Source organism: Paenibacillus sp. FSL R5-0490 (assembly GCF_001956215.1).
Lineage (GTDB): Bacteria > Bacillota > Bacilli > Bacillales > Cytobacillaceae > Cytobacillus.
This window is the reverse complement of sequence record NZ_MRTQ01000015.1, coordinates 1-26,224: the sequence shown is the minus strand read 5'-3', so window position 1 is coordinate 26,224 and position 26,224 is coordinate 1. Positions and strand designations below refer to the sequence as shown.

The 26,224-nt window shown below is 42.6% G+C and carries 29 protein-coding genes; 10 read left to right on the top strand and 19 right to left on the bottom strand.

Going from position 1 to position 26,224, the window contains the following annotated elements:
• Positions 1–2: 2 nt before the first annotated feature.
• From BK139_RS13555 to BK139_RS13525, 7 genes are all read right to left on the bottom strand, one after another.
• Positions 3–1,298, bottom strand: a complete 1,296-nt coding sequence (locus BK139_RS13555) for an arsenic transporter (protein WP_076259614.1) — start codon at positions 1,296–1,298, stop codon at positions 3–5.
• A gap of 14 nt (positions 1,299–1,312) precedes the next feature.
• A complete protein-coding gene (locus BK139_RS13550) occupies positions 1,313–1,657 on the bottom strand; it encodes an ArsR/SmtB family transcription factor (protein WP_076259612.1) in 345 nt (114 codons plus the stop codon).
• Positions 1,658–1,817: 160 nt separating this feature from the next.
• Positions 1,818–2,315 carry an arsinothricin resistance N-acetyltransferase ArsN1 family A gene (locus tag BK139_RS13545; protein ID WP_076259794.1) on the bottom strand — a complete coding sequence of 166 codons (498 nt, stop codon included), beginning with the start codon at positions 2,313–2,315 and terminating at the stop codon, positions 1,818–1,820.
• 13 nt (positions 2,316–2,328) lie between these two features.
• Positions 2,329–3,579 carry an MFS transporter gene (locus tag BK139_RS13540; protein ID WP_076259610.1) on the bottom strand — a complete coding sequence of 417 codons (1,251 nt, stop codon included), beginning with the start codon at positions 3,577–3,579 and terminating at the stop codon, positions 2,329–2,331.
• 14 nt (positions 3,580–3,593) lie between these two features.
• A complete protein-coding gene (locus tag BK139_RS13535; RefSeq protein ID WP_076259608.1) occupies positions 3,594–3,800 on the bottom strand; it encodes a hypothetical protein in 207 nt (68 codons plus the stop codon).
• 39 nt (positions 3,801–3,839) lie between these two features.
• Positions 3,840–5,213: an FAD-dependent oxidoreductase gene (locus tag BK139_RS13530; RefSeq protein WP_076259606.1), complete on the bottom strand. Its 1,374-nt coding sequence runs from the start codon at positions 5,211–5,213 to the stop codon at positions 3,840–3,842.
• 64 nt (positions 5,214–5,277) lie between these two features.
• On the bottom strand, positions 5,278–5,727 hold the full coding sequence (locus BK139_RS13525) for a MarR family winged helix-turn-helix transcriptional regulator (RefSeq protein ID WP_076259604.1): 450 nt from the start codon (positions 5,725–5,727) through the stop codon (positions 5,278–5,280).
• A 225-nt stretch (positions 5,728–5,952) separates the two neighbouring features.
• Between BK139_RS13525 and BK139_RS13520 the strand changes: the two genes are divergently transcribed.
• The 3 genes from BK139_RS13520 to BK139_RS13510 all read left to right on the top strand — a co-directional run bounded on the left by BK139_RS13520 (position 5,953) and on the right by BK139_RS13510 (position 8,824).
• Positions 5,953–6,687, top strand: a complete 735-nt coding sequence (locus BK139_RS13520) for an SDR family NAD(P)-dependent oxidoreductase (protein WP_076259602.1) — start codon at positions 5,953–5,955, stop codon at positions 6,685–6,687.
• 226 nt (positions 6,688–6,913) lie between these two features.
• Entirely contained in the window at positions 6,914–7,429 is a 516-nt protein-coding gene (locus BK139_RS13515) for a PadR family transcriptional regulator (protein ID WP_076259600.1), read from the top strand.
• 186 nt (positions 7,430–7,615) lie between these two features.
• Positions 7,616–8,824, top strand: coding sequence for a CynX/NimT family MFS transporter (locus tag BK139_RS13510; protein WP_076259791.1), 1,209 nt, complete (start codon positions 7,616–7,618; stop codon positions 8,822–8,824).
• Positions 8,825–9,405: 581 nt separating this feature from the next.
• Here the strand turns inward: BK139_RS13510 and BK139_RS13500 are convergent.
• From BK139_RS13500 to BK139_RS13490, 3 genes are all read right to left on the bottom strand, one after another.
• Entirely contained in the window at positions 9,406–9,972 is a 567-nt protein-coding gene (locus BK139_RS13500) for a hypothetical protein (protein WP_076259596.1), read from the bottom strand.
• Between the two features lie 94 nt (positions 9,973–10,066).
• Positions 10,067–10,303 (bottom strand): hypothetical protein, encoded by a 237-nt coding sequence (locus BK139_RS13495; RefSeq protein WP_076259594.1) that lies wholly within the window; start codon positions 10,301–10,303, stop codon positions 10,067–10,069.
• 66 nt (positions 10,304–10,369) lie between these two features.
• Positions 10,370–10,990, bottom strand: a complete 621-nt coding sequence (locus BK139_RS13490) for a YitT family protein (RefSeq protein ID WP_076259592.1) — start codon at positions 10,988–10,990, stop codon at positions 10,370–10,372.
• A gap of 246 nt (positions 10,991–11,236) precedes the next feature.
• Between BK139_RS13490 and BK139_RS13485 the strand changes: the two genes are divergently transcribed.
• Positions 11,237–11,881: a 2OG-Fe(II) oxygenase gene (locus BK139_RS13485; protein ID WP_076259590.1), complete on the top strand. Its 645-nt coding sequence runs from the start codon at positions 11,237–11,239 to the stop codon at positions 11,879–11,881.
• 38 nt (positions 11,882–11,919) lie between these two features.
• Here the strand turns inward: BK139_RS13485 and BK139_RS24400 are convergent, their stop codons facing one another.
• Positions 11,920–12,051 (bottom strand): hypothetical protein, encoded by a 132-nt coding sequence (locus BK139_RS24400; RefSeq protein WP_286148787.1) that lies wholly within the window; start codon positions 12,049–12,051, stop codon positions 11,920–11,922.
• Positions 12,052–12,203: 152 nt separating this feature from the next.
• Positions 12,204–13,694 (bottom strand): flavin monoamine oxidase family protein, encoded by a 1,491-nt coding sequence (locus tag BK139_RS13480; protein WP_076259588.1) that lies wholly within the window; start codon positions 13,692–13,694, stop codon positions 12,204–12,206.
• Positions 13,695–13,948: 254 nt separating this feature from the next.
• Here BK139_RS13480 and BK139_RS13475 point away from each other — a divergent pair, with 254 nt between their 5' ends.
• Entirely contained in the window at positions 13,949–17,605 is a 3,657-nt protein-coding gene (locus BK139_RS13475) for a polysaccharide deacetylase family protein (RefSeq protein WP_083675369.1), read from the top strand.
• A gap of 58 nt (positions 17,606–17,663) precedes the next feature.
• On the opposite strand, the gene BK139_RS13470 is transcribed toward BK139_RS13475, so the two are convergent.
• Positions 17,664–18,275 (bottom strand): hypothetical protein, encoded by a 612-nt coding sequence (locus tag BK139_RS13470; RefSeq protein ID WP_076259586.1) that lies wholly within the window; start codon positions 18,273–18,275, stop codon positions 17,664–17,666.
• 221 nt (positions 18,276–18,496) lie between these two features.
• Here BK139_RS13470 and BK139_RS13465 point away from each other — a divergent pair, with 221 nt between their 5' ends.
• Both BK139_RS13465 and BK139_RS13460 read left to right on the top strand, forming a co-directional pair.
• Complete coding sequence (locus tag BK139_RS13465; protein ID WP_076259584.1) at positions 18,497–18,880, top strand: VOC family protein; 384 nt, start codon at positions 18,497–18,499, stop codon at positions 18,878–18,880.
• Positions 18,881–19,016: 136 nt separating this feature from the next.
• The gene (locus BK139_RS13460) at positions 19,017–20,252 is read left to right on the top strand and encodes a Bcr/CflA family efflux MFS transporter (protein WP_076259582.1); all 1,236 of its coding nucleotides are present in this window, start codon (positions 19,017–19,019) and stop codon (positions 20,250–20,252) included.
• A gap of 27 nt (positions 20,253–20,279) precedes the next feature.
• On the opposite strand, the gene BK139_RS13455 is transcribed toward BK139_RS13460, so the two are convergent.
• Both BK139_RS13455 and BK139_RS13450 read right to left on the bottom strand, forming a co-directional pair.
• Complete coding sequence (locus tag BK139_RS13455; RefSeq protein ID WP_076259580.1) at positions 20,280–20,621, bottom strand: avidin-fold protein; 342 nt, start codon at positions 20,619–20,621, stop codon at positions 20,280–20,282.
• Between the two features lie 27 nt (positions 20,622–20,648).
• Positions 20,649–21,191: a GNAT family N-acetyltransferase gene (locus tag BK139_RS13450; RefSeq protein WP_076259578.1), complete on the bottom strand. Its 543-nt coding sequence runs from the start codon at positions 21,189–21,191 to the stop codon at positions 20,649–20,651.
• Between the two features lie 144 nt (positions 21,192–21,335).
• On the opposite strand from BK139_RS13450, the gene BK139_RS13445 reads away from it, so the two are divergent.
• Positions 21,336–22,745: a vWA domain-containing protein gene (locus BK139_RS13445; RefSeq protein WP_076259576.1), complete on the top strand. Its 1,410-nt coding sequence runs from the start codon at positions 21,336–21,338 to the stop codon at positions 22,743–22,745.
• Between the two features lie 239 nt (positions 22,746–22,984).
• Here BK139_RS13445 and BK139_RS13440 read toward each other — a convergent pair whose 3' ends face one another.
• From BK139_RS13440 to BK139_RS13425, 4 genes are all read right to left on the bottom strand, one after another.
• Positions 22,985–23,176, bottom strand: a complete 192-nt coding sequence (locus BK139_RS13440; protein WP_394578959.1) for a transcription initiation factor TFIIIB — start codon at positions 23,174–23,176, stop codon at positions 22,985–22,987.
• A gap of 76 nt (positions 23,177–23,252) precedes the next feature.
• Positions 23,253–23,762 carry a hypothetical protein gene (locus BK139_RS13435; protein WP_076259572.1) on the bottom strand — a complete coding sequence of 170 codons (510 nt, stop codon included), beginning with the start codon at positions 23,760–23,762 and terminating at the stop codon, positions 23,253–23,255.
• Positions 23,759–24,232: a hypothetical protein gene (locus tag BK139_RS13430; RefSeq protein WP_076259570.1), complete on the bottom strand. Its 474-nt coding sequence runs from the start codon at positions 24,230–24,232 to the stop codon at positions 23,759–23,761. The genes BK139_RS13435 and BK139_RS13430 overlap by 4 nt, the downstream gene beginning before the upstream one ends.
• 374 nt (positions 24,233–24,606) lie before the next feature.
• Positions 24,607–25,569, bottom strand: a complete 963-nt coding sequence (locus BK139_RS13425; RefSeq protein WP_076259568.1) for a LacI family DNA-binding transcriptional regulator — start codon at positions 25,567–25,569, stop codon at positions 24,607–24,609.
• An 89-nt stretch (positions 25,570–25,658) separates the two neighbouring features.
• Between BK139_RS13425 and BK139_RS24000 the strand changes: the two genes are divergently transcribed.
• Both BK139_RS24000 and BK139_RS13420 read left to right on the top strand, forming a co-directional pair.
• Complete coding sequence (locus BK139_RS24000) at positions 25,659–25,823, top strand: hypothetical protein (RefSeq protein WP_175609117.1); 165 nt, start codon at positions 25,659–25,661, stop codon at positions 25,821–25,823.
• A gap of 79 nt (positions 25,824–25,902) precedes the next feature.
• On the top strand, positions 25,903–26,145 hold the full coding sequence (locus BK139_RS13420; RefSeq protein ID WP_076259566.1) for a DUF2164 domain-containing protein: 243 nt from the start codon (positions 25,903–25,905) through the stop codon (positions 26,143–26,145).
• Positions 26,146–26,224: the final 79 nt, after the last annotated feature.

The following is a 26,224-nucleotide window of genomic DNA, read 5'->3' as shown; positions in this document are numbered from 1 at the left end:
TTTTAGATAATCATTAGCCAAATGTACAATCCGGTTAATGTAATGAACAGTGTTGGAATCGTTAAGATGATCCCTGTTTTAAAGTACGTTCCCCATGAGATTTTTACTCCCTTCAGGGACAATACATGAAGCCACAGCAAAGTTGCGAGGGACCCAATCGGCGTAATTTTCGGACCTAGATCCGATCCAATCACGTTCGCATAAATAAGGGCTTCACGGATGATTCCGCTTGTATCAGTTTCAGCAATGGCCAGAGCGTCAATCATCACGGTTGGCATATTGTTCATGACAGAAGAAAGGATGGCCGCAATGAATCCCATTCCAATGGTTGCTGCAAATAGACCCTGGTCAGCTGTCATTTGAATTACATCAGCCAATACATTTGTAAGGCCCGCGTTTCTTAGTCCGTAAACCACTACATACATGCCTATCGAAAAGAAAACGATAGCCCATGGTGCACCCTTGATGACGGTGCGCGTATTCACGGCCGGGCTTCTTCGGGCCATGATCAGAAAGAACACCGTTACAATGCCTGCGATGAATGAGACTGGGACACCAATCCACTCACTGGCAAAGTAGCCTATTAATAAGATGCCTAAAACGAGCCATGACAATCGGAACATTTTGCTGTCTTTAACTGCTTCGGCTGGTTTTTTCAAATGAGATAAATCATAATTCTTTGGTATGCTTTTTCTAAAGTATAAGAATAAAACCAAAATGCTGGCACCCAGTGAAAAGAAGTTCGGAATAATCATGCGGGACGCATATTCCACAAAGCCTATGCCAAAGAAATCAGCGGAGACGATATTGACAAGGTTGCTGACAACCAATGGCAGTGACGTGGTATCCGCAATAAATCCGCTTGCAATAATAAACGGAAAAACCAATTTTTCTTCAAATTGAAGGTTTCGCACCATCGCAAGGACAATGGGCGTGAGAATGAGTGCCGCTCCATCATTCGCAAAGAATGCTGCGACAACCGCTCCCAAAATGGAAACGTAAATGAACATCTTCACTCCGCTGCCCTTTGCCGCTCTTGCCATATGTAAAGCGGCCCATTCGAAAAACCCGATTTCATCTAAAATAAGCGATATAATGATGATGGCAATAAAGGTTAATGTGGCATTCCAGACAATGGATGTAACATCGATGACATCATTGAAATCCACCACACCGGCTATTAAAGCGAGGATAGCTCCGCCGCATGCGGACCAGCCGATGGACAGACCTTTTGGCTGCCAAATGACTAATATGAGGGTGACCAAGAAAATCACCGAAGCTAAAATTATTTGAGTCAATGTGTTCCCCCCTCTTACTCACAGGAAATTCGCAATCCCTGCTCTTCCAATTCTGTTAATAAATAATCCTGGCTTGGAAGGTGATCAAGGACATTCTGAACCAGCGGGTAATAATCACTTTCCTGATTCAATGAATATATAATCCACTGACCTCGTCTGTTTTCCCTGACCATACCGGCATCTTTAAGTTTCCTAAGATGCTGGCTAATGGCTGGCTGGCTCATTTTAAAAATCTCCACAAACTCACATACACAGCAATCATGGTTATTTAATAGCTTCACCATTGTGAGCCGCGTTTTATCGCCTAATAATTTTAAAATGGATGCTGCCTTGCCGATTTCGACTGTGGATTCTATCATGATCTCATCACCTCCGCTTTGCACACGTATTAATATATAATGATTTGCTTATATAAGCAAATGGTTTTTTCTTATTTAGGGAAACTATGAGGACTATTTTTGAGTGATTCATGAACGCAGCCAAAAAAAACGGCTAAAACTTTAGCCGCAAACACAATATTTACAGAAGTTTTTCCATAGCCATCACGTCCACAAATTCTCCGTCCAGCACACCCTGGTTTTGAAATATACCGACTTCACGAAACCCCATTTTCTTATAAAGACTCTGTCCCAGTTCATTAAATGGAAAAGTAAACAAAACCAGCTTATGAAACTTGTTTTCTCTTGCTTTCTTTTCGAGTGCAGAAAGCAGCTTCCCGCCTGCCCCCTTGCCTCTGAACTCTCTTGCGATATAGATTGATAGATCCGCCACTCCATCATATGCACAGCGGCTGCTATACGGATTCAGAGAAGACCAGCCGATTACTTGACCCCCTATTTCCGCGGCAAGCACACAATATCGCCCTTGGTGCTGTTCAAACCATTTTGCCATATAGGAAAGATCTTTTTTCTCTGTTTCCAATGTTGCGATACGGTCTTCTATTCCCTGATTATAAATCTCCAGAATAGCTGTTAAATCTGCCTTTCTGGCTTCACGAACAACAGTCTCACTGGTCATTGCAGGTCCCCCGCTAATAAGATTCATAGATCTCTTTTTTTATAAATGTGTTTAACCTCTTTGCTAAAACTGTCCAAATCACGGCTAAGATAAGCAGTATGATCGAACCGCCCCAATATAAAAATTTAAAGCCAGCCTCTAATTGGATTAATATGTAACTAATTGCCGGTCCTAAAGCTGCACCCACATCTTGAGAGATGGAGTATATCGTAAGGAAAGTAACCACGTTTGCAGTTTTTGCTGTGTCCAGGGCAATCGTATCCAAAATGGTTGATAAAATAGTAGCCCCGGCCATCATTACAAGAGTAACAGCTATCCACAGCCCTAATGGAAGTCTAATGGATACGATTCCAAAGACTAATGCTGATGAAAACAAAGAAACAATAAAAATCGGCAGCCTCCCCTGCGCCCGGTCAGACCAGTGCCCAACTGTTTTCCCCAGAAACGGTTCCCATGTCCACCTTACCGCCTGGATTATGCCTGATAAAAAAGTAACACTGACAACCACATTCCATATTGATATACTCTCTCCGTAAAAGTGTTCAATCAAGGAGCTCATTGTGGATGTCACTATTCCCTGATATAACATGGCAACGAGAAAGCCTGAAACAATAATGGCTGCTTTATATGCGGTCCTGCCAATGAAAAGCTTATCTTCAGCCCTTTTATCAATCCTCCCGGGTGTCTCCTCAACTTGACTAAATTTAGAACTCATCATTAGTGGAAGCCCCAAAAGGGACAATAACCCAAATGCAATTGATACGGTGCTCAAGCCTATAATTGGAATGAGCAAGCCCCCAACCAGCATTCCGACCAGGCTTCCTGTTCGGTAGAGCCCGTTATATAAGCCCATAGAACTTCCACGCTTGTTGTTTTCAGCATAAACAGCAACAACCGACAATCCTCCGATCCGAAAAAATGACCAGGCAATCCCCCATAAAGCACGAAGGATCACCCAGGCCGCAAATCCTTTGAAAATTCCGTAGCCTATCGTTGTGAACCCGCCTAACAGGACAGCAATAATCAGGCCAGCCTTTAATGAAATATGTTTGTACATCCAGCCTGCAAATGGATTAAATGGCAATCGTATGAAGCGGTTTATTGATAGGAGCACACCTACTTGCCAAAGGGAGTCCAGGCCCGCACTTTCCCAATAAATAGGCAATGCAATATACAGCATGGAGTCACCTAAAAGGCTTAAAGCTGTGACTATGGCGACTATTATTATAGGCTTTGCAGATAAATAATTTTTAATAGCCGCCATCTTCATTCTCTCCTTTAATTCGAATGATTCAGCAATTCCCGATACGCCAAAATAAATTGTGTATACGTCTCCTGCCCCATTTCACTTTGCCGCAATCGAAACAGCCTTTCAAATGTTTTATCTTTTGCATCCTCAACAGAACACCCAAAAGCATTCATGATTAATTTCATATAGGATATAAAATATTCTTTTTTGAGAGCTCCAGCATGATTTATGGTCATTATTATCACCTATTCAATTACATTTTAAGGAGCAGCGAATCAATTGCAGCACGATGATGCAGACTCTTCAATTGAACTTTTTAAATTAACGCTGCATACACCCGTTTCCGGCAAATCCAGCTCCACTTTTTCTGCAGCAGTGAAATCACCGCTCAAATAAGCAGCCACAGACCTAACCTGCTCATAGCCTGTCGCCATCAAAAAGGTCGGAGCACGGCCATAGCTTTTTGAACCCACAATATAAAAGTTCTTCTCAGGCTGTCTTAATTCCCTTTCTCCATGTGGGCGAACCGTACCGCAGCTATGAATATTAGGATCAATTAATGGTGCCAATGAACCTGCACTTTCAGTTGCAGAATCAATGGAAGTACGAAGTTCACTTATGATTGAAAAATCCGGACGGTTCCCTGTATTGACAATCATTTCATCGATTCCATCCAGGCTTATCTGCTTCCCGTTTTGGCTGCCTATTAACTCTATTCCCGTTTCCGACTCTTTGACCAGCTGGATACGAAATGGAGTAACGGCCTCCACTTGCCCGTTATCAACCAATCGATGGATCTTGCTTCCGAGGCGGCCCCTTGCTTCAAGTGCATCTTTTTCTTCTCCTCCGTAAGCATCCTCAACCTGATTTCTTCTCATAATCCATAGAATCTCCGTTTCGGGATAGAACTCTTTCAATTCGGCTAAATCCAGCAAGGCATTGATCGCTGAATGGCCTCCGCCGACAACGGCAATGCACTTATTCCGGTAGCGCTGCTGCTCACTCCCTAATACATCGGGTATTCCATAAAATATCTTTTCCTTCAGTTCCCTCTCATCAGCCAGCCAAATTCCGCTTGATGAAGCCGGATTTGGATTACCCCAGGTACCTGCAGCATCAATGACTGCTCTCGATTCGAATGTTTTGTACTCTCCATTCTGCTCAGTATGAATAACAAAAGGAATATCGTCCCGGTTTGCCGTTTTCATTTTATCGGTATCTTTTCTGCCGACTGACAAAACCTTTGTATTCAGATGAATGAAAGGCTTTATTTCAGGTAAACTGGACAGCGGCTTTAGATAGTGTTCAACAAGTTCCTCACCGGTAGGCAGTGTTTCCATTTGCGGCTGTACCCAGCCATTTGCGCTTAATAAACTGGCAGCAGCTTTGTCAATATTGTACCGCCATGGTGAGAATAAACGAATATGTCCCCAGCTTTTGATATTGGCTCCCGCTTGCTTCCCCGCCTCGAGCAAAATAAATGACTGCCCCCTGCTTGTCAGGTGTGCAGCAGCTGCCAGTCCCACCGGTCCGGCGCCAATTATAGCTACAGGCAACGCTCTTGCTTTCCCCTTGTTTTGTGAATTCTTTTCTATTTCGTTTTTCTTAGGCGTGCAGCATCCCTTTACAAGATCATTCTGATTAGTCATGCTTTCTCCTCTTTTCTCCTATAAATTTTTACTTGCAAATTGCAAGTATTTGCCCCAGAGGCATTTACCCCTGAAACGGCTTACAGCATGCATTGGATTTTGCCATTGCATTATTTAACAAATGAATTGAGCGGATGACTGTTTCTTTTTCAAACTCATTCATTTGTGAAAAAACCTCTTGTAAAAAAGAATTCATCTGCTGATCTATGGCACCTGCAATATATTTCCCTTCAGCAGTCAGCGAAAGAATACTGATTCTCTTATCAGCAGGATCCGGCGTTTTCTTAACTAAGTTCATTTTCACTAAAGATTGAACCTGCCTGCTGAAAGTTGTAATATCCGTCCCTAGCGAATCTGCAATCTGCTGCATGGACGGGTTATGCTGATTGTCAATCTCATAAAGAATATGGCTTTGAATGAGGGAAATATCGCACCCGCCGACACTGCAGCAATTTTTATTGAGTAAGCCGAAACGGCGCGTCATTACTTGAAACAAACTGCGAAGATTTTCCATTATTTTCACCTCTTGGTTATAGTATAGTTAATAAAGTTGCATTTTACAACTAATTTTTGAAGAATTTTAAAGAATTTTTTTCACTAAAAAAGCGGTCATCCTTTTTTTAATCATTATTAACTTTAAACTTTTTTCCAAAACAAATTACTTTGCACAAAGTATATTATCGATTACAATATATTTGAATAGGCATTTTAAAAAGATAGATCAAGGGGGCAATATATCATGGGTAAATTCGATAAAAAAATTGTTTTGGTTACTGGCGGAGCATCAGGAATGGGAAAACGCATGACTGAGCTTTTAGTCGGTGAAGGCGCATATGTTATTGCAGCGGATATTAATAAAGAGCTCCTGAACGTTGTCAGCCAAAATGATGCAGTGGAAGGCAAATTGCTGAATGTCATGTCAGAGGATGATTGGAAAAAGGCAGTGGATGAAATCGTTGCTGATCATGGAAGAATCGATGTATTAATTAATAATGCCGGCATATCTAGCGAGAAACATATGGATGATGTGACAATTGAAGACTGGGATCTTATGATGCGCATCAATGGTTTCGGGCCTTTTGCAGGAATGAAGCATGTATTGCCGCAAATGGTCAAACAGCAAAGCGGTGCCGTTGTGAATATTTCCAGCTACACAGCCATGGTTGGCATGGGTACAAACACGTACACTGCTTCAAAAGGTGCTGTGAGAGCCATCTCCAGAGCGGCAAGCACACAGTTCGGCCGATTCGGAATCAGGGTTAATGCTGTTTTCCCTGGCGTCATTAAAACGCCAATGACCGAGAACCTGTCAGAATCCAGTGAAGTGCTGCAGAGATTAATTCAGGCAACTCCGCTTCAAAGACTTGGTGAAGCTGATGACGTGGCACGTGCTGTCTTGTTCCTTGCTTCAGATGATGCTTCTTATATTACAGGTGCAGAACTTGTTATTGATGGCGGTTTCTCTGCACAATAAACAAACAAAAAAACTGTTCCCGCTGCGGGGCAGTTTTTTGTGTGTTCCCTCATCTGCCATGTGATGGTTTGGACAGTTTAAAAGGAGGAGCTGCGCTGAATATGATACAGCAGCTTTTCCCCCTGCTCTTCCATTTGGTATTCCAATGCTGCTTGCATTAAAATGACATTAGGGTATGATATCCTGTATTAGAGCAAAGGTATTGTCTAAAAAGGAGTTACCAATCGTGTCTATCCAAATTGTCATTCTCGGTCTTTTAAAAGAGAAAGAATATCATCCATATGAAATGAAAAAAGTCATTTTAGAACACAAATGGGATCACCTATTCCCCGTTACGGACGGTAATTTGTATCATGCCATCCGCAAGCTCGAAAAGCATAAGTGGATCCAGGCGGAAAAGCAGGAGCAGGTGAATAACCGTCCAAACCGTACCGTCTACCAAATAACTGAAGATGGAAAGAAGCAGCTATCGGAAGAAATCATAGAGGTCTTTAAAAAGCGGATGCCAGAACCGCGATCCCTTTATCCTGCCCTATTGTTTGTTCAATCAGCCCAAGTCCCCGAAGCAGCTGAGCATATAAAAAACTGGATTTCCGACTTGAAAGCAGAGAGCAAAGTAAAGCATGACTACCAGGCGGTCATCCCCAATCTGATACAGGAACATTATAAGGGCTTAAATGAATTTTATATGAATTGGCTGACAAAGATTCTCCAAGTAGTAGAGTCTCCGGATGAGAGGTAAGAGGGTATATCCACTTACCTTCTTTAAATTCACCCCAACACCCTGTAAAATTTTTACCAATTCCCCCAAAAGCTATGTACTTTTCATCCGAAAGCAATTATACTATTCTGAATATTGCCTTTTCGTAAAACGAAGGATGTTCGAAATACCTTTAGGGAGTGTCTTAAGTTGAGAACTATAGCAAAAATGGATTCAAAAAACCTTATACTAATGGCCGGCATTATTTTTGTGGCTTTTAATTTACGCCCAGCGATTACATCAGTCGGGCCATTGATTGGGTCTATACGGGATGAGACAGGAATTTCCAATGGTGCAGCAGGTCTTCTGACCACTCTGCCGCTCGTTGCCTTCGCACTGCTCTCCCCTTTTGTGCCGAGGATCGCCCAAAAGCTTGGCGGTGAATGGAGCATTCTTTTGGGGTTAACGATTTTAGGGTCCGGCATTGCGGCCCGTTCTGCAGGAATGCTTACTCCGCTGTACATAGGAACTATTTTAATTGGATTAGGGGTAGGTCTTTGCAATGTTCTTCTTCCGGGAATGGTCAAGGAAAAATTTCCGCAAAAGGTTGGCCTGCTGACAGGAATTTATACATTTTCAATGGGGATTTTTGCGGGACTTGCGCCAGGGTTCAGTGTCCCGCTTGCTGAGGGACTCGGGTTGGGCTGGAGGCTTTCACTTGGAGCATGGGTCATCCTGATCTTAATTGCCATCATTGTCTGGCTTCCTCAGCTCAGAATGGGAAAGAAAAAAACGGAAGTATCTGCGGTTTCTGCACCAAAGTCTTCCATGTGGACCTCACCCATCGCCTGGCAGGTCACACTATTTATGGGATTGCAATCAATGGTCTATTTCAGCACCACAACCTGGCTTCCGGAGATTCTTCACAGCCAGGGACGGGATATAGCCTCCGCTGGATGGATGGTAACGGTTCTCCAGTTCTCAGGACTCCCTGTAAATATTCTTATTCCTATCCTTGCTGACCGGCTCCCCAACCAAAAAGCGATCGCTTTAGGCATCGGCACTTTCACTTTTGCCGGCATTACTGGTCTGCTTTTGAATGTTAATAGCATCATCACTAACATCAGTATCGTTCTAATCGGGATCGGACTGGGCGCTGCCATCAGCCATTCCTTAACACTGATCGGCCTTCGTGCTGAAAATGCGCAACAGGCTGCCAGTCTTTCAGGAATGGCACAATCCGTCGGCTACCTTCTCGCCGCGGCTGGACCGATTCTCATCGGATCACTATATGACCTGTTCCAGTCATGGACCGTTCCGCTGGTCTTGCTTTTGGTCATTACTGCCATCTTTACGATTTCCGGAATTGGAGCGGGGCGTGATCAATTTGTTCTGCAGGACAAAGACCATAAAAAGACTGCGTCAACCATTGCTTGAATATAACCGGCGACCGGTAACAGCAGAACGGCTGCTGGTTATTATGCAGGAACACATTTAGCCTTTTTGGGGTAAACCAGGCTTCTCTTCGGACTCGACTTGAAGATATCGTCGTCACGGGCGCTCTGTGGCGACGATTTTTTTTGATTTGCCTTTGTATTCTCGTTAATTATGTAATTCCCCTGTCCATCTTCGGACTCTAACTGGGCTTTTCTCGCATCATGTGTCCTAACCTGGCTCAGCTTCAAACTCAATTTGAGCTTTTTATGCATTTTGTGTCAGAACCTAGCCCTTCTTCCGACTCAACCTGAGCTCTTCCCGCAATCTGAGTCCGAACCCATCCCATCTTCCGACTCATTTTGAGCTTTCCGAGCTTCCTGAGTCCGAACCCATCCCATCTTCCGACTCAATCTGAGCTTTTCACGCATTTTGTGTCAGAACCTAGCCCTTCTTCTGACACAACACAAGCTTTCCACGCATTCTATGTCCGAACCCACCCCATCTTCCGACTCACCCCGTGCTCCCCAAGCATTCTGTGTCCCAACCCCGGGCCTTGTGCAAACAAGCAGCTACACGCCTGGTCACCTTTTAATATTCTCATTCATCCTTTTAACAAACATCGTTAAAAAATAGGCTGCATAAGCAATCGCGATATCGATCAGAAAGATATAGAATTGATTCATTCCCTTGTTAAAATGCGCCATACCTGCCCACTCTTCAATAGTGGCAAATCCGAAGGCGAATATCGCAGAACCTAAAATCGTGTAAAGCAGAAAGCTTTTGCTGTGGTTGGTGCAGAATTGGTAGATCAGCAGGAAACCGACCGGTAAAGCTGATGCTGTCATATTCAGTGCATAGGGAAACATGGGTAATAAAAAATGGGTGTGAACAAAATAACTATATCGCTCCAAAAAGCTGTCGGCGTATGTCCAAAGTATATGTACGGTATATCCAAAAAAGAAAATTTCAAATATTCTCGTCCGGTCAACTGATAGGTATACAATAACGAGAGGCAGCACCATAAGTGCGAAAACCACCCAATACTGCCAGGCTCCAAAACCTGAATATTCTCTCCAGTAGGAAGAGATGAGTGAATTCATCTTTTCACTTTGTAAATATATCCGTTCCCAATACTCGCTATAACTCATAGAATACCCTCCCTGCAAATACATTGTATTTACAAGTATTGTTTGAGAGATGACTAATAATATGCAAAAAAAATAGAGGTTCACTTTCCTGCCCCTATTTTAGTCCTATTCTATTTTTCACATCACCTCTAATGAACCCGACTATCTCTTCAGACAAATTTGCTGGAAGCGACGAGCCATCAGTAAATACCCAGGCGTTGATCACCTCAAGATCTGCTTTTTTAAATGTGATGCTATAGGTATTGTGTTCATGAAGAAATTCTGCCGTCACATATTCTTCCCCATCGAATTCATCATCCACAATCAAGCCGGTTATTTCGTATGGATTCACGTTACTATCTCCTTCAGCTTTTTAAAGCTTAGGATGCACCTGGCCCACCAAATTATCCGAAAATGTTTAAGTCTTCATTAAAATGGTATCTATGGTTTTATAAGCAACCAAAAATGTAGCAAGGGAGTATGCCGCTTCGGTCAGTCCGAATAAAAAAACCGAACTTCCAAAAAGTAGAGTATTCATGATCAAAATGCATTGCCCGATGGTGAACGGCAGGCGCTCGCTGAAAATAATGGCCAAAACCTCTGTACCGTCCAGACAGGCCCCGAAACGGATAATGAGCCCTACTCCCGTTCCGAGCAAAAGTCCTCCCAGGATAATGATCAGCAAGGGATGGTTAGTCACTTCCTCAAATGGAGCCAATATGTATGTCTCCCCTGCCAGCACGGAACTGGCAAACAGGCTTAACACCAAAAATCTTCCTCCTAAAAAGAAAAAGCCTGCCGCTAAAAACGGGAGATTCAACAGCAGGATCAAGGCACCCACATCTACATGAAAAACATGTGAAAGGAGGATGCTCAATCCGACAATGCCGCCATCAATGACATAATTTTTCACAAGGAATAATTGCAGGGATACAGCCACAAGTGTTGCCCCGAGTATGATAATCAGTCCATTTTTAAATGCGGAAAAAGTGCCATTTCGACTCTGGCCTAAATAGTATGGAACTCTGTTTCGATACACCGTCCATCTCCTTTTGTTCAGTCTGGCTTATGTATTGAAATATATTCCGTTAAATCCATAAAATGCGGTTGCTTCTTTTAAATTTTTAATAGTTTCCCAGAAAAAAAAGATAGAATTCCTTCATATCAGAGTGTAAAATAAATTCAGCCAGCTGAAAAACTGGTTAAAAAACAGAAATAGAAATACGTCAAGCAGCGCAAAAATATATTGAATTTTCAGAAAACTAAATAAATGAGGTTGATGTACATGGCAATGGATGCATCTATAAAAGAACAAACGATTTTTGATCATGCTGGAAATAAAATTATTACAGAAGATCGGGAAATTCAAATAATCGCTAAATTCGCAGAACCATTAATTGTGGTACTGGGAAATGTTTTGAGCGATGAAGAATGTGACCAGCTGATTCAACAGTCAAAAGATCGCATGCAGCGTTCAAAAGTTGCCAACTCCCTTGAAGTGGATGAACTCAGAACCAGCAGCAGCACGTTTTTCGAAGAAGGGGAAAATGAACTCGTTGCCAGAATCGAGAAAAGAGTATCCCAAATCATGAACATTCCAGTAGATCATGGTGAAGGGCTGCAGATTCTTAATTATAAAATAGGCCAGGAATATAAAGCACACTTTGACTTCTTCTCTTCGGCCAGCAAAGCAGCAAGCAATCCGAGGATCAGCACGCTTGTGATGTACCTGAATGATGTGGAACAGGGCGGGGAAACGTATTTTCCAAAGCTTAACCTCTCCGTATCTCCACAAAAAGGCATGGCCGTGTACTTTGAATATTTTTATAATGACCAAAACTTGAACGATCTTACCCTTCATGGCGGAGCACCTGTTGTCATTGGCGACAAATGGGCTGCAACGCAATGGATGAGGAGAAAGAAACTATGAAAAAAGCGCTTGGGAAAATTATTCCCAAGCGTCTTTCTTTAAAACCACAGTCTCTTATGATAGTCATAATCAGAGGTATCGAAAGTCTCTTCCCCTTCTATATTGGGGGCACACTCTTCACAAGGTCCTTCCTGCTGGCCATGTTCACATTGCTCCATTAAAAGTTCCACCTGAACGCATCCCCCTTTCCTATCTGATACTTCAATTATAATTGAAAGCGTTTACACCTGTCTTGTACAATTTGTTGGAAAATCGTTAAAAAGTGCCTATCCAATGGCACATTTTAACGTCAAAAACAGACATCTCTGTCGCAATTTAGCCTTTAAGACCACTTATAATAGCCTCTTGGCAAATCGGTCACTTCACTTGCAGCCCTGATGCCTGATTGAATCGCTCCCTCTATCCAGCCCGGGGCTGTGGAAGTATGTTCCCCGGCGAAATGAACTCTCCCCTCTGGAACAGGAATAGACGGGTACAGCTCTGTCTCCTGGCTCGGCTTGAACATGGAGAAGGCTCCGCCCGAAAAAGGGTACTGGGACCAGCTATGGGAAGCTCCTGTTAAGAAATGCTCGTAGACCTGATTGCCATGAACAACAGCCAAATTGTCAAGGGCATTCCGGATCCGGTCCCCTTCCTTAAGGTTATCCCAGGATAACGTATCATCTTCCCAGGTATAGCTTGCCATAATAACTCCGGAACCTGAAGATCCGATCAGATGGCTCGGATAGGCAGCAAAGCGAATGGGCAGATCTGTCATGAGCTTCCCTCCATGCAGTCCTTCCCGTTCCCAGAATCGATGCTTGAACTGAAGCCCGATTTTTGTTGATGAAACATAATGAAGTTCCCGAATGGCTTTCCATTTATTATGCGAAAATGAATGCCGGGGAACGACTTCAACGAAGGAGAGCAAAGAAAAAGGAATCGTGATAATGGCCAGGTCACCCATTACTGCCAAAGGCCTTTGGCTTAAGGTATGTCTGGCATGAATGGTAACCTGCTGTTGATCCTGTTCTATTTTTGTCATCTGATAGCCAAAATAAAGATTTTCTTTTAACTGAGGCAAAAAAGCATTTGGAAGCTTGTCATTGCCTCCCTCTATTTCATAAAAATGAATGTCCGGACTGAATAAAGGAAGCAGCTCCCGCAGAATGGCCGGAAAGCTCAGCTCCGGAAACCCTTCCAGACCCAGCAGAACTTTAATGCTTTCAAGGGCTCCGGGAGACAGACTGGGGCCCACCGGGTTGTACCTCAGAAAGAAACTCATTGGATATCTGTCAAACTCTCTAACTACTATATTCCAATTTTGAGCAGGGTTTTGCCTAATAAAATCTGCAACTGGCTTTATTGCCATCGCGAGCAGCTCTTCCGCGGTCTTTCCTTTTTCATGCGGAGCAACCGGGTAACCCAGCATATCCGGATTCTTCTGATAGGCGGTTCGATTCGTTTTTATTCCATTGGCAAAGATCAGGTCCTGGGGTGTTGTGTTCTTAAATTCATTTACTTTTAAACGGAATTTTTTAATATATTCAAGAACTAATGGATGAATATGAGGAATTCGCATGGCGCCCACATCCAGGTATAAATCGTCCATGAACGGCTCTCTCATCGTGAAAATCCTGCCGCCAACCCGTTGTGTTGCTTCTAATACCGTTACATCATGACCGGCTTCCTTCAGCAGCGAAGCAGCCACCAGCCCGGACATACCGGCTCCGACAATAATAATTTTCTTCTGAACCTGAGAAATGCCGAGTCCGTTTCGGATGATGGTAAGCATTTCCTCTGTTGATAACTGCGGATCCCGATAATAGGCCATTCCGATTCTCCTTCCGGCGAACTGACAAATAGCTATTACTTCATCATACTGCCGGACAGCTTTACAATATGCTTCTTTTATGATTAACCAGTTTTACCATAAAAAAATCAGTGCAAAATTTTAACCTACCCCCAAAATCAAAGAGTGAAAGCCTAAATTTTTGTTGATGGTCATTTTTTGTAGAAATAATGGAGGTTTAGGAGTACAGCCGTACCCTTTTACATAATTAACATTACATCTTGGGAGGAATAAATGTGGATCGTTTTTTTAGGTGGATTGTCAGATCTCTGTTTGCCCCTGTCACTGGTACTGCAGGAGCGATTGCAAGTACTCTGGGCTTCTTTCTGGCATTTTTACCTTTGGATAGTTACAGAATTCCATTGTTGTTTGCTTGTTCACTGCTGCTGCGCCTTAATATTGTGGCCCTGTTCCTGGGCTCTCTGATTACTGTTTTTATCCCATACATACATAAGCTGCCTTACATGGATTTTGGCCCATTAGACGATTTCCGGCTGATTTCAAATCTTAAAAGCGGATTATTATCATCCGATTCAGTTGTTTCTGGTATTTTAGGAGGGATTGTAGGACTTGTCTGCTATTTTTTCTTCCACTGGTTTTATAATCTGGGGCTGAAAACAAATGATGGAAAACAGGAATCTATATTTCTTGATCCGGCTAAACGGCGCTGGTCTCTAATCAAACGAATGACTGCAGGCTTCATTCTATTAATTGCAGTGATATCAGCATTTTTTATTGAGAGCCTAAATACGGCTCCCAGGGTTCCTGCATTAAATCTGGAGCAGCACCCTTCAAGCACACAGATAGAGCCGATTGACAAGCCCTTCCATGAAAAGGATTCGGCATCTCGGGCTCAGGAAACAAACTCTGATGCCAAAATTCAAGAAAATCAAGATCAAGAAGTGTATGGATTCTATGTCAATTGGGATGAAAATAGTAAAATATCTTTCAAGAAAAACAAAGAGTCTATAACTACTTTGATACCTGAATGGATGCAGGTTACACCAGATCTAAAGGTCAAGTCCACCATTGACACATCCATTGTAAAAGAAGCTAAAGAACATCAAATCAAGGTTTTGCCATTAGTAAATAATTTTATAGACGGCAAATGGGATTCAGATGTTCTGCATAGGTTATTCACTGTTCCAGGGGCAGAAGATCGCTTTATTGAAGAAATGATTTTTTATGTGAAAGCAAATAACTTCGATGGGATTAATATTGATTTCGAAGCCATTAAATCTTCTGACAGGGATCATTTTACACAATTCATGAGTAAGGTGTACAAAGCCTTTCATAAGGTAGATTTACTGGTGACATTGGATGTTCCGCCGAACGATGAAAGCTATGATTATGCTTCTTTGACTAACTACGCTGACCGCGTCATTGTGATGCTCTATGACCAGCACTATGCCATGAGCACACCAGGCCCCGTCGCTCAAACAGATTGGGTAAAGGAGAAACTGAATCAAACTGATATTCCCTCCGAAAAATTGGTTGCAGGACTGGGGACATACGGCTACAACTGGGAAGAAAATTCAAGTGAACCAGCAGCAGAAATGACGTTTGGGGATATCATGAAGATGGGCAGGGAAGCGAACCTCCATATCAATTGGAGTATGGAAGCTGGAAACCCCTACTTACGATATAAACTGGATGGAAAAAATCATACTGTCTGGTTTTTGGATGCTGCTACTTTTTATAACCAGATGAACCTTGCGCTAAATAGTGGTTCTACCGGGATTGCCATATGGCGGCTCGGTTCCGAGGATCCTTCGATCTGGAATTTCCTTAACAAGGGGAATGAAGGCAAAAAACCATCTCAGGTGCTTAGTACCTTTGATAGTCATTTTTCAGCCATTCATACTGGCAGCGGAGAGGTATTGAAAATCGCTTCAGAAACAGAAAAAGGAAGAAGGACAATCGAAATGGATTCCAATGGAATGATCAAAAAGGAATCCTATGTCCAATATCCAAAGCCTTTTGAAGTAATCCGCCATGGAAAATCAAGTAAAAAAGAAGTCGTTCTCACGTTTGATGACGGTCCTGATCCAGCCTACACTCCGGAAATACTGGACATATTGAACAGGTATCAGGTGAAAGGCACTTTTTTTGTCGTAGGGGAAAATGCGCTGATGCATCCTCAGCTTGTTAAAAGAATTTATGATGAGGGGCATGAGCTTGGAAACCATACCTTTACACATCCAGATATTACATCCATCACACCTTCCCGTTTGAGGATGGAATTGAATGCAACACAACGCTTAATTCAAGGCATAACCGGCCGTTCTATGACTCTTTTTCGGCCTCCATACATTGCAGATACGGAACTGGCCACAAGGAATGAGCAGCTTCCTATAATGGAAGCTCAGAAGCTTGGCTATACCATGGTCGGCCAATCCATTGATTCTGGAGATTGGCAGGAAGCCACAGTTGATCATCTCGTAAATCAAACATTGGATCAGCTGTCAGAAGGGAATGTCATTTTGCTTCATGATGCCGGGGGTGACCGCTCCAAAACTGTTGAGGCCCTTCCGATTATTATTGAAACACTTAAAGGCCGCGGCTATACATTTTCAACTACTGCCGGCTTAATTGGGAAAAGGGACAGTGAGATCATGCCTTTTGCTGATCAGGAAAACCCTTATTCTGTATATGATAGTGCCGTTTTTAAAATCCTTAAAAACTGGAATAACGGCATCAGCTTTTTGTTTTATTCAGCCATCCTTTTAGGAATTTTGCGTCTTGTTTTTCTTGTTTTCCTGTCCAGGAAGCAGGTTAAGCGGTATAAAGAGACAAAGATTGACCCTGGATTTACTCCATATGTCAGTGTGGTCATTGCTGCTTATAATGAGGAAAAGGTCATCTGCAAAACTGTAGATTCCATTTTAACCAGTGACTATTCTGCTTTTGAAATACTGGTTATTGATGATGGCTCAAAGGATCAGACGGCCCGTGCTGTTGAAGATGCTTTTGCAGACAACCCGCGCGTCAGATTAATTAAAAAAGCCAATGGCGGAAAATCTTCAGCTGTAAACCTTGGTTTCAAGGAAGCTAAGGGGGAAATTGTGGTAGCTTTAGATGCCGATACGCTTATCGCTGAAAATGCTATTTCTCTGCTTGTCAGCCATTTCAAGGACGATCAAGTGGCTGCTGTGTCAGGTAATGTGAAGGTCGGCAATAAAGGGAATCTCCTGACGAACTGGCAGCATATTGAATATGTGACAGGCTTTAATCTGGAAAGAAGAGCCTTCGCCGCTCTCAACTGTATTACTGTAGTACCAGGTGCAATCGGTGCATGGAAAAAGTCTGAGGTTGAAGAAGCCGGATACTTTAGCGAGGATACACTTGCAGAGGATACGGATATCACGCTTGCCCTATTGCGCAATGGAAAGAAAATTGAATTCGAAGAAAAGGCCTATGCTTATACTGAAGTGCCGGAAGATATTAAAAGCCTGGCAAAGCAGCGCTACCGGTGGGTATATGGGACTCTTCAATGCCTTTGGAAACACAGGGAGGCATTATTTAACAGAAAACATCAATCATTAGGATATGTAGCCCTTCCAAACATGTGGCTCTTTCAATATGTTTATCAAACGATTTCTCCCATTGCAGATCTTTTGTTTATCTTAGCCTTTTTCAGCACCAAGCCTGAAAAAGCAGCCATTGGATTTGTTCTATTTTACTTGATGGATTTCTTTACCTCCTTATATGCGTTCAGGCTGGAAAAAGAAAGTCCTAAACCACTGGCCTCATTGTTCTTACAGCGAATTTTATATAAACAGCTGATGACCTATGTGGTGGTAAAATCGATTTTCTCTGCCATAAAAGGTGTAACTGTCGGCTGGAATAAACTAAAACGTAAAGGCAGTGTGACACAAGATCATCCGCTGTAAACTAAAAGGCCTTTCCCAATCGCGGGAGAGGCCTTTAATTTTTAATGATCCAGGAAGTCTATAAGTTCTTCCCATTGCTTTCTTTGTTTTCATTTCCTTTTTCCGCTCGTCTGCTCTCAGCTTTTTCTTTAGCGGTCTGGGAAACCTGCTGTCCATGGTTGAGAACTTTTTCAGCAGGACTTGCTGTACTATTCCCTCCCATGCCAGATGCTGGTGCTTGGGAATCTTTTGGGCTGGTTACAGGTTTTGCGGGTTCACTTGTTGTCTTATTTCCTGTAGGCGCAGAAGCAGGCTCAGGAGCTGAAGGCTTTTTGGCTGGTACAGATTCCGTTTTTACCACTGGTTTTGCTGCAGGTTTCCGGCTCGATAATTCGGTATCCGTTTGCACAGCAGCAATTGCCTTATTGCTATCTCCCTTTTTGGGGGATTCTGCAGAAGCAGGAGTATTTTCCTCCGTTTTTTGTTTCACAGTATTTTTTTCAGCCACTGTTTTTGATTCAGCTTTTTTGTCATGTTGTATGTATGCTTCAGATTTCTTTTGAATACCTGTTAAAACAGATGAATTTTCCGCTGAAAAAAGTTCAGTTGCTTTCAAAATGCCATTGGCAGCAGAAAACGTTAAAGCCCCCGCTATTACCATGACTAGGGCTCCCTTAGCTGGTGATTTCATAATATTCTCCTCATGACTAATGATTGATTATATTCATAGAATACGAATAAGAATCTGAATATTATGGGGGTATAATACGACATATATTTTAACTTTTTCCTATTAATCGGGATTTGTGTATTTAAAGAAGTTCCTGTTGCCGCATTTCTAAAATATTAAATAAAGGGATTGTGCCTCATATAGAGAATATGTAAAATAATAACAATGAAAGCGGTGAGAGTATGAATTCAATTGCTTCCCCGATCGCAGGCAAAGTGAACAATGTGTTTATTCATGTCAAGGACCTAAAAAAATCGGCTGAATGGTATAGCAGCCTGCTTGGACTGCCTTTTAATATGGATGATGTGAAATCTCCGGTATACAACATTCCAGTGAACTCTGAAACTGGTCTTACACTGGATGACCACACCTTTGATCCATCCTTCAAATGGACTCCTTCCGGTCACGTTTTATTTAATTTCTTTGCCCGGGATATTGACGAGGCGTACGATTTTGTTAAAAATCAGGGAATCTCGATTGTGAGGGAAATTGAACGTATTGGAGATTTTGCTTATTTCAACTTTCAGGACCCGGATGGCAATGTATTGATGATCTGCAATTGCTAATGAAAGAATCTGTGGCTAGATGGCCATGGATTTTTTTATTTACAGCATTCCCCGCTGGACATCCACATTTGCCTCGCGTATACTAGCCATATTTATGTAAAAGATTAGCAGCTTCATAGAAAGAAAGGTGTTTAACATGATTCACAATCCGACTGGAAAAGAGAGGCTTGCGCTGGCTTTTCTCCTCAGTATGCTAGGAATATTGGGGCCCTTCAATATTGATATGTATTTGCCGGGCTTCCCGGATATCGCTGATGATTTCAGTACCCGAGCTTCACTTGTACAGATGAGTTTAACAGCGTGTTTGATCGGACTTGCAGCTGGACAGGTTATTGTTGGACCGCTCAGCGATTCACATGGAAGAAGAAAACCGCTTCTAATCGGCATCTCTCTTTTTGCCGTATCTTCCCTTTTATGCGCCATTTCACCCAATATTGCAGCCTTTATTGCAGCCCGTTTTCTGCAGGGATTAACCGCCTCTGCCGGAATCGTCCTATCCCGGGCGGTTGTCCGTGATGTGTTCAGCGGAAAAGAGCTGACGAAATTTTTTGCTTTGCTTATGGTCATTAATGCAACGGCTCCGATGATCGCGCCAATGACAGGCGGTGCCCTGCTTCTGATTCCTTTCGCAAGCTGGGAATCCATCTTTTATTTTCTAAGCTTTTTGGGATTATTTATTACCATTGTGATCTATTTCCGATTAAAAGAAACCCTTCCTCCAGAAAAAAGGGTCCCAAGCTCGATTGGGAATTCCGTTAAAAGCATGGGGGGACTTTTCAGGGACCGTTCCTTCATCGGGTATGCTCTTATAGTTGGTTTCATACATGGCGGAAGCTTTGCTTATGTGTCTGGGACACCCTTTGTCTATCAGGGGATTTATGGTGTTTCGCCTCAGATGTTCAGCATCCTGTTTGGCATTAATGGATTGGCCATCATTACGGGGAGTTTCCTGATTGGCCGCCTGGCAGGTGTCATTCCAGAAAGAAGCCTGCTCCGGACAGCGGTCTGCATTGCGGTAAGTGCCACTTTGTTCCTATTAATTATGACCATCATTAAAGGGCCGCTATTCATGCTTGTCATTCCGATTTTTATCTATATGACTTCAATGGGGATGATCATCACCAGCTCGTTTACATTGGCCATGAAAAATCAGGGGCATCGTGCCGGAAGTGCCAGCGCCGTTATTGGAATGCTTCCTTTAGTGCTGGGTTCGGCTGTTTCCCCTTTGGTGAGCATTGATGAAACCACTGCAGTTCCAATGGGTGCCATCTTGTTTATTACATCATTCATCGGCTTTGTTTTCTTCTTTACCTTAACCAAAGAAAAAACAAAAAGAAGCCGACAGAACCTGAAGCTGCATGCGGAGGGATAATTCCCTCCGGCTGGCATGCCGCCTGCTTTATTCTTTTACTTCCTCGATAATCGACTGTCCTTCAGTTCCTTCATCATCCTGCCACTGCCATTTTTCATGCAGCCTGATGCGGCCGTCAGCCAAAATTTCAGGGGTGGAGAGACATTTTCCGCCGCGCAGCTGATTTTTGTTATTCACATGGTTATATCTGAATTCCAGACATCCGTCTTCATCGGCAATTCCAATCAGTGTCCCCTGAATGATCTCTCCCCCGCCATAACTAGCTGATATTATATTTCCATCCTGTTTATAATGAAAAAAGGTCTTTGATGAAACTTCACCATTCTCTGTATTTTGCACAGAAACAAAGGTACGGCCATTATAGTTCATAAAAATATCCTCCTGGTATGTATCGATTTATAAATCCCCTTTTAAAATGGAGTACATATACAAGTCATCAAATTTCCCGTTAGTATATTCATAATGCCTAAGCAGTCCTTCTCTCGTGAAGCCCTGCCTTTCAACCAGCTTCTGGGATGAGAGATTTTTTGGCTCGATCAAAGCTTCTATCCTTTCAAGCCCCAAGTGTTCAAAGCCGAATTTCAACACCCTTTCAAGGGCTTCATTCGCTATTCCTTTTCCCCAATGCTCCCTGCTTAGTTCATAACCGACTTCACTTCGGTAATGTTTCGGATTCCTATTCAGAAAACCGCAGCTCCCAATGACCTTCCCTGAATCCTTCAGGGTGATGCCCCAGCGGATTCCTGTGCCATTTGTATAAATGGATTTATACCATTCTATTTCTCCAAGCACCTCCTCTGGAGTTTCACTGGCTGAGATTCCCATATGCTTTACAACCAGCTGATCTGACAGGTATACAAACATATCTTTTGCATCTTCTTCAGTTGCTTCTCTTAAAATTAATCTTTCTGTTTCAAGAATCGGAAATGCTTTTTCCAACGGACTGCCTCCTCTGCAAAATATCTATCTTCAACTATACCAAATTGCTGTAAAAAAATCCTACCATATGGAAATTACTTCAAAACCAGCTTTATCCATGTTAAACTCTATTATTAGTAAAATATAAACAAAAGGAGAATTTCTGTGAAACGTTATGGTCTATGGCTGCTGTCTGCCGGATTGATTCTTTCCGCGTGCAGCAATGACAAAGAGAAAACAGCCGCTGATTCACCTGTTAAAGAAGAGCAAAAGAAAGAAGAAAAGCAGGTAAGCATTTTAGCAGAGTCTAAGAATATTAATTTGGAGGTCTCTGAAGAAACCCTGCTAAATTTACCTCCTGGAACCCTAATGGATAACCTTACATACGAAAAAGACATTGAAGCCATTGAAGTTATACCGGAAACTGATCCTGAACTTTTACGGAAGATGACGCCCAAACTGGAAGAGCTGACGAAGGAAGCCAAGGATACAGACTCTATTAAAAAAGGGCTAGTTTCCCTGCTGGCGAGTCCACATTATAAAGACATTATTGAAAAGTCCAATGCCTACAAACCCGATTTTGAAGAACCTTACCTGCCGGATCCCACCAAGTCAGAACCCGGAGAAGAAGAAAAAAAGGCAGCAGAACAGGCCATTATTCTTCTGGATGCCAGTTCATCCATGCTGCTGCAGGCAGACGGCAAAGTGAAAATGGATATTGCTAAAAGCGCCGTCAAGAGTTTCGCCCAGACGATTGGCCAAAGCAGTGATGTATCCCTTGTGGTCTATGGCCATAAAGGCTCTGAAGCAGACGCTGATAAAGAAATTTCCTGCTCTGGTGTTGAGGAAGTCTATCCTATGAGCAAATATTCCAAGAAGGAATTTCACGAAGCTGTTGATTCATTTGAAAGCAAAGGCTGGACGCCTCTTGCCGGCGCCATTCAAAAAGCAGCAGAAATGAGCAGCGGCTATGACGGCTCCACCACGATCTACATTGTCAGCGACGGTGCCGAAACATGTGACGGCGACCCTGTCAAGGCCAGCGAGAACCTTGTAAATAACAACAGCAGCAATACTGTAAATATCATTGGGTTTGATGTAGACGGCAAGGCCGAGGATCAATTAAAAGCAGTAGCCGAAGCCGGCAACGGGGAGTACTTTAAAGCAGACAGTCCCGACGATCTGAAAGACACCATTCAATACGAGTGGCTTCCGTCTGCCGGTGACCTCGCATGGGCTTTTACAATGGCACCAAGCCCTTGGGAAATGATGGATGAATATAAAATTGGTGAAGTTTATCCCCGCCAATTATTTACAGTCGGCAGGCGTGAAGCACACCGAATCCTGGATGCCGTCACCATTATGGGAGATAAGGGCTGGATCACGGATGAGCAGCGATCCGAACTCCGTGAATGGGGCTACGAACGCAGCGGCCAAATGAAGGATTTGTATATGAAGCTGCACGAAAAAAATCGGAATACAGCTGAAACGGAAAGTGATGAAATTAGACAGAGAGTAGACGAATGGGTTGAAAAAATGAAGACTCTGAAGAAAGAACGCGGGGATATTTGGTGACAAATTTTTAAAGAATGCTCCGGGCGGCATGCTCTGAGCATTCTTTTTTACTCTTTGGGCATGAAAATAAAATTCCTCTTCAGCTCGGCCTCATTAATGGAGATCCGATACGATAAATCTTTTGTCCGCAGTACATATTCTTTAATGCCAATAAATTCAGATTCCGCAATCAAGTAAAAGTGCGTACCCTTTTTTAATCCTTTAAAATGTTCTTTAACTTAAATTTTTTCATGATGCTCCTACATTCTATTTTTAAACTTCTCCGGCTTCTTCACATACCCTTCAATGATAAAACCGCAGCTGGTGCAAATAACATATTCAATATCAGAACCGAGACTCATCTTATCCACAGGAAACATGCCCCCATAACCCGAATGCTTCCCTTTCCCCAGTTCATTTGATCCGCACTTTGGACATTTTTCTGCTTTCATATTCATTCTCCTTTCCGCTTCATTTAGTAAGTCATACGTTCAGAAGCAGAAAAAAGTTTCATGAAAACATTGCGGCCTATTCAGCTGCTCTAAGTGATTCCTTTGATTTGAGCACCTGAATATAAACACCTGTCAGTGTCTGAGTCAGCAAAAAGATTGGGAAAGAATGAATGAGCTTATACCCTTTTTGCAGGGTAATAATATCTGCCGCCGTCAACACCCATTGAAAAAACACACCAAATAAGGCCCACCCCAACACATAAATTATAAACGTTTTTTTGCTGATGTTCAGTTTTTCATAAAGGTAAAAAAAGAAGTAGCCAAATGGAGCGAATAAGATATAGTATAAAATATCTGTCACTTCATAATTATTTAGATCATTAATCTTATAAAAATCGGTTCTGCCCCCGCCTATGGTGAAATCATAAAGGATCCCAATGGCAATGCCCCACAGTAAACTCAGCACTCTGATCTGCTTCGCCAGTCTGTCCGGCCTTCTTATAAGGAGAAAATAAACAAGATAGGCAGCAGCAATCATGAGCAAAAGATAAATCTCATTGCCGCCGAAGTCCTTCCACAATTTCATGCTTCATTCACCCCTCTTGTTTTAAGCTGCCCAAAATACTTCAGTAAGAATTGAACCACTAAATGCAGGAGGAATAAATAGATGATTTCATAGCCAATATTCCATTTTTTATAATCAACAATTCCAAAATACCTGGCAATCATCACAGCAGAAACAAGGAAAGCAACGGAAACCGCCACTTTAAGAAACTTTGAACCCAGCGAATCCCCTGTCCTTACTAAATTTAATGTGATTGCTAATGTAATTGGAAGCGTTATGCTTCTATGTATTATAAAGGCAGAATTGTTTAAGATCTGCTGGGAAATATCCGCCATATTCAGCTCTTCATAAACAATCCACGTATAATTAATATGAATGACCATCGCTGCCAAATAAACAAAGGTATTTTCAATAAAAGTAAGTTTCTTATTCATAGTAGTAAACAGCATTAGCACCAGCCATGCCAGAAAAACCAAAAGTACGAACCCCATGTAACATCATCCCCATATTTTTTTGTTAGTATTGGCGGGCATGGAGGTAATTATTCTGTCGTGGCTTCCTTTAGGTGTTTACCTGGTTTGAAAAAAGACTTATTTTTTAACTCTGTGGCCGAAGTCAGGGCTGGGTTCCGACTCAGACACTGTGTTTTCGGCTTCCTGTGTCCGAAGTTGCGTCGGGTTCTGACTCAAACACTCCGATTTCGGCTTTCTGTGTCCAAAGTTGCTCCAGGTTCTGACTCAAATCACTGGTTTCTGCTTTCTGTGTCCGAAGTTGCTCCAGGTTCTGACTCAAAAACTATGATTTCTGCATTCTCTGTCCGAAGCCGCTCCTGATTCCATGCCCAACTCCGGCGCCAGCCGCCATCCTAAACAGTCTCCCGCTCAATCAGCTTCACCGATATTTCCTCATGAGTACGGCTTTCACTATCTATCGCTTGAAGCATCAGCTTTTTCCCCATTTCCACCAGCGGGATTTCAAGTGTGGTGATGTGCATGATTTTGGCGATCGGCTGGTTATCAAATCCCATAATCGCGAGATCCTCAGGAATGCGAATCCCTTTTTCCCTGCAGGATGTGACGATTCCGGCAGCAGCAAAGTCACTTGTTACCAGCAGCGCGGTCGGAGGATTATCCATGTTCAATAACCGCTGAACCACTTCTTCGCCATGCTCAAAATTCAGACACTCATAAAAGATATAGTCTTCATTATACGACTCCCCAATTCGGCTTAAAAAATCTGCGTAGGCCTTTCCGCGCTGCCTGCTGTTGGCGCCGGACCTTCTTCCAATACAATATCCAATTTTATTATGCCCTTTATTATGTAAATACTCTAAAGCATTAGTGAACGTCATATAATGATCGATAAAGATTGAGGACACATCCTGATTCCTTGCATCTTCACAAAAGACAATGGGACCATACTCGGTAAACTGGTTAATGACCTCCCAGCCGCAGATTCTTGAACAAATGATTAAAGAATCAATTTGCTTATGCTGCAGCATTTTCAGAGCCTCTATTTCCCTGGCTTCCTCGTAGTTCGTCTGAAAAAGAACTAATTTATAGTTGTTTTTCATGGCTTCATTGGCAATCCCTTCTACCAGCAGACCGAAATAGGGATGATTGGTAAAAGGAACAACCACTCCAATAAGAAGGGTTTCCCCTTTACTCAAATGAACAGCATTGATATTCCGCTGATAATTGAATTCCTCCATCGCCTGCAGGACCGCTTCCCGCTTGTCCTCCCTCACATAGGGATGATTATTGAGCACCCTCGACACAGTTGTAACCGAAACTCCTGCCCTTTTAGCGATATCTTTAATATTTGCCATAAACCCACCTGTTTTTTTCACTTTTTTACTTGCTATGAAATGCGTTTCATACATTAAGCTTTTTTTAACTACTAAAGGAGGTATCCTTCATGTTCATTCTATCAGGAATATTCTATCTGGTTTTATTATGCAGCTCTGTTCTTGCCCTGTCATCTATACCTATTTTCCTCTATCCGAAAAAGAAGGCAAACAGTAACACTTATGTAAAAGATTACTACAGCTCTTTATTTGATGTCTACGGGGATGAGGCATAACCGCCAAAATCCCACCCTCCCATTTTATGAAATTTCCGTGTATAGTAACATGTATCCCAACCCGAAAGGAAGGCATGCTGTGTTTATTAAAGTGACAAAAGAGCAGCAGCAAAAGATGATTGAGGATATCCAGATTTTCTTTTCCGAGGAAAGAGATGAGGATCTATCTGAGTTCGCTGCAGAAAGAGTATTGGATTTTGTTAAGGAGTCTTTGGCCCCGCATTTCTACAATGCAGCAATCGCTGATGTAAAGCATGTGGTGGAACAGCAATATGCTTCAATGGAGGATGAAATCCTGACGCTCGAGCGTCCCATAAAGTGAAACTTCAATCAGTGGGGGTTTTCCTTATCCCCCACTGATTGTTAGTCGCGTTCTAGTGTCGCTAAGATCTCCGCTAGCG

Excerpts from the sequence above, each read along its gene's own strand:
- BK139_RS13550 (WP_076259612.1), bottom strand. The coding sequence starts at position 1,657 with ATGATAGAATCCACAGTCGAAATCGGCAAGGCAGCATCCATTTTAAAA.
- BK139_RS13545 (WP_076259794.1), bottom strand. The coding sequence starts at position 2,315 with ATGACCAGTGAGACTGTTGTTCGTGAAGCCAGAAAGGCAGATTTAACA.
- BK139_RS13540 (WP_076259610.1), bottom strand. The coding sequence starts at position 3,579 with ATGGCGGCTATTAAAAATTATTTATCTGCAAAGCCTATAATAATAGTC.
- BK139_RS13535 (WP_076259608.1), bottom strand. The coding sequence starts at position 3,800 with ATGACCATAAATCATGCTGGAGCTCTCAAAAAAGAATATTTTATATCC.
- BK139_RS13530 (WP_076259606.1), bottom strand. The coding sequence starts at position 5,213 with ATGACTAATCAGAATGATCTTGTAAAGGGATGCTGCACGCCTAAGAAA.
- BK139_RS13525 (WP_076259604.1), bottom strand. The coding sequence starts at position 5,727 with ATGGAAAATCTTCGCAGTTTGTTTCAAGTAATGACGCGCCGTTTCGGC.
- BK139_RS13520 (WP_076259602.1), top strand. The coding sequence starts at position 5,953 with ATGGGTAAATTCGATAAAAAAATTGTTTTGGTTACTGGCGGAGCATCA.
- BK139_RS13510 (WP_076259791.1), top strand. The coding sequence starts at position 7,616 with ATGGATTCAAAAAACCTTATACTAATGGCCGGCATTATTTTTGTGGCT.
- BK139_RS13500 (WP_076259596.1), bottom strand. The coding sequence starts at position 9,972 with ATGAGTTATAGCGAGTATTGGGAACGGATATATTTACAAAGTGAAAAG.
- BK139_RS13485 (WP_076259590.1), top strand. The coding sequence starts at position 11,237 with ATGGCAATGGATGCATCTATAAAAGAACAAACGATTTTTGATCATGCT.
- BK139_RS13480 (WP_076259588.1), bottom strand. The coding sequence starts at position 13,694 with ATGGCCTATTATCGGGATCCGCAGTTATCAACAGAGGAAATGCTTACC.
- BK139_RS13470 (WP_076259586.1), bottom strand. The coding sequence starts at position 18,275 with ATGAAATCACCAGCTAAGGGAGCCCTAGTCATGGTAATAGCGGGGGCT.
- BK139_RS13465 (WP_076259584.1), top strand. The coding sequence starts at position 18,497 with ATGAATTCAATTGCTTCCCCGATCGCAGGCAAAGTGAACAATGTGTTT.
- BK139_RS13460 (WP_076259582.1), top strand. The coding sequence starts at position 19,017 with ATGATTCACAATCCGACTGGAAAAGAGAGGCTTGCGCTGGCTTTTCTC.
- BK139_RS13455 (WP_076259580.1), bottom strand. The coding sequence starts at position 20,621 with ATGAACTATAATGGCCGTACCTTTGTTTCTGTGCAAAATACAGAGAAT.
- BK139_RS13440 (WP_394578959.1), bottom strand. The coding sequence starts at position 23,176 with ATGAAAGCAGAAAAATGTCCAAAGTGCGGATCAAATGAACTGGGGAAA.
- BK139_RS13435 (WP_076259572.1), bottom strand. The coding sequence starts at position 23,762 with ATGAAATTGTGGAAGGACTTCGGCGGCAATGAGATTTATCTTTTGCTC.
- BK139_RS13430 (WP_076259570.1), bottom strand. The coding sequence starts at position 24,232 with ATGGGGTTCGTACTTTTGGTTTTTCTGGCATGGCTGGTGCTAATGCTG.
- BK139_RS13425 (WP_076259568.1), bottom strand. The coding sequence starts at position 25,569 with ATGGCAAATATTAAAGATATCGCTAAAAGGGCAGGAGTTTCGGTTACA.
- BK139_RS24000 (WP_175609117.1), top strand. The coding sequence starts at position 25,659 with ATGTTCATTCTATCAGGAATATTCTATCTGGTTTTATTATGCAGCTCT.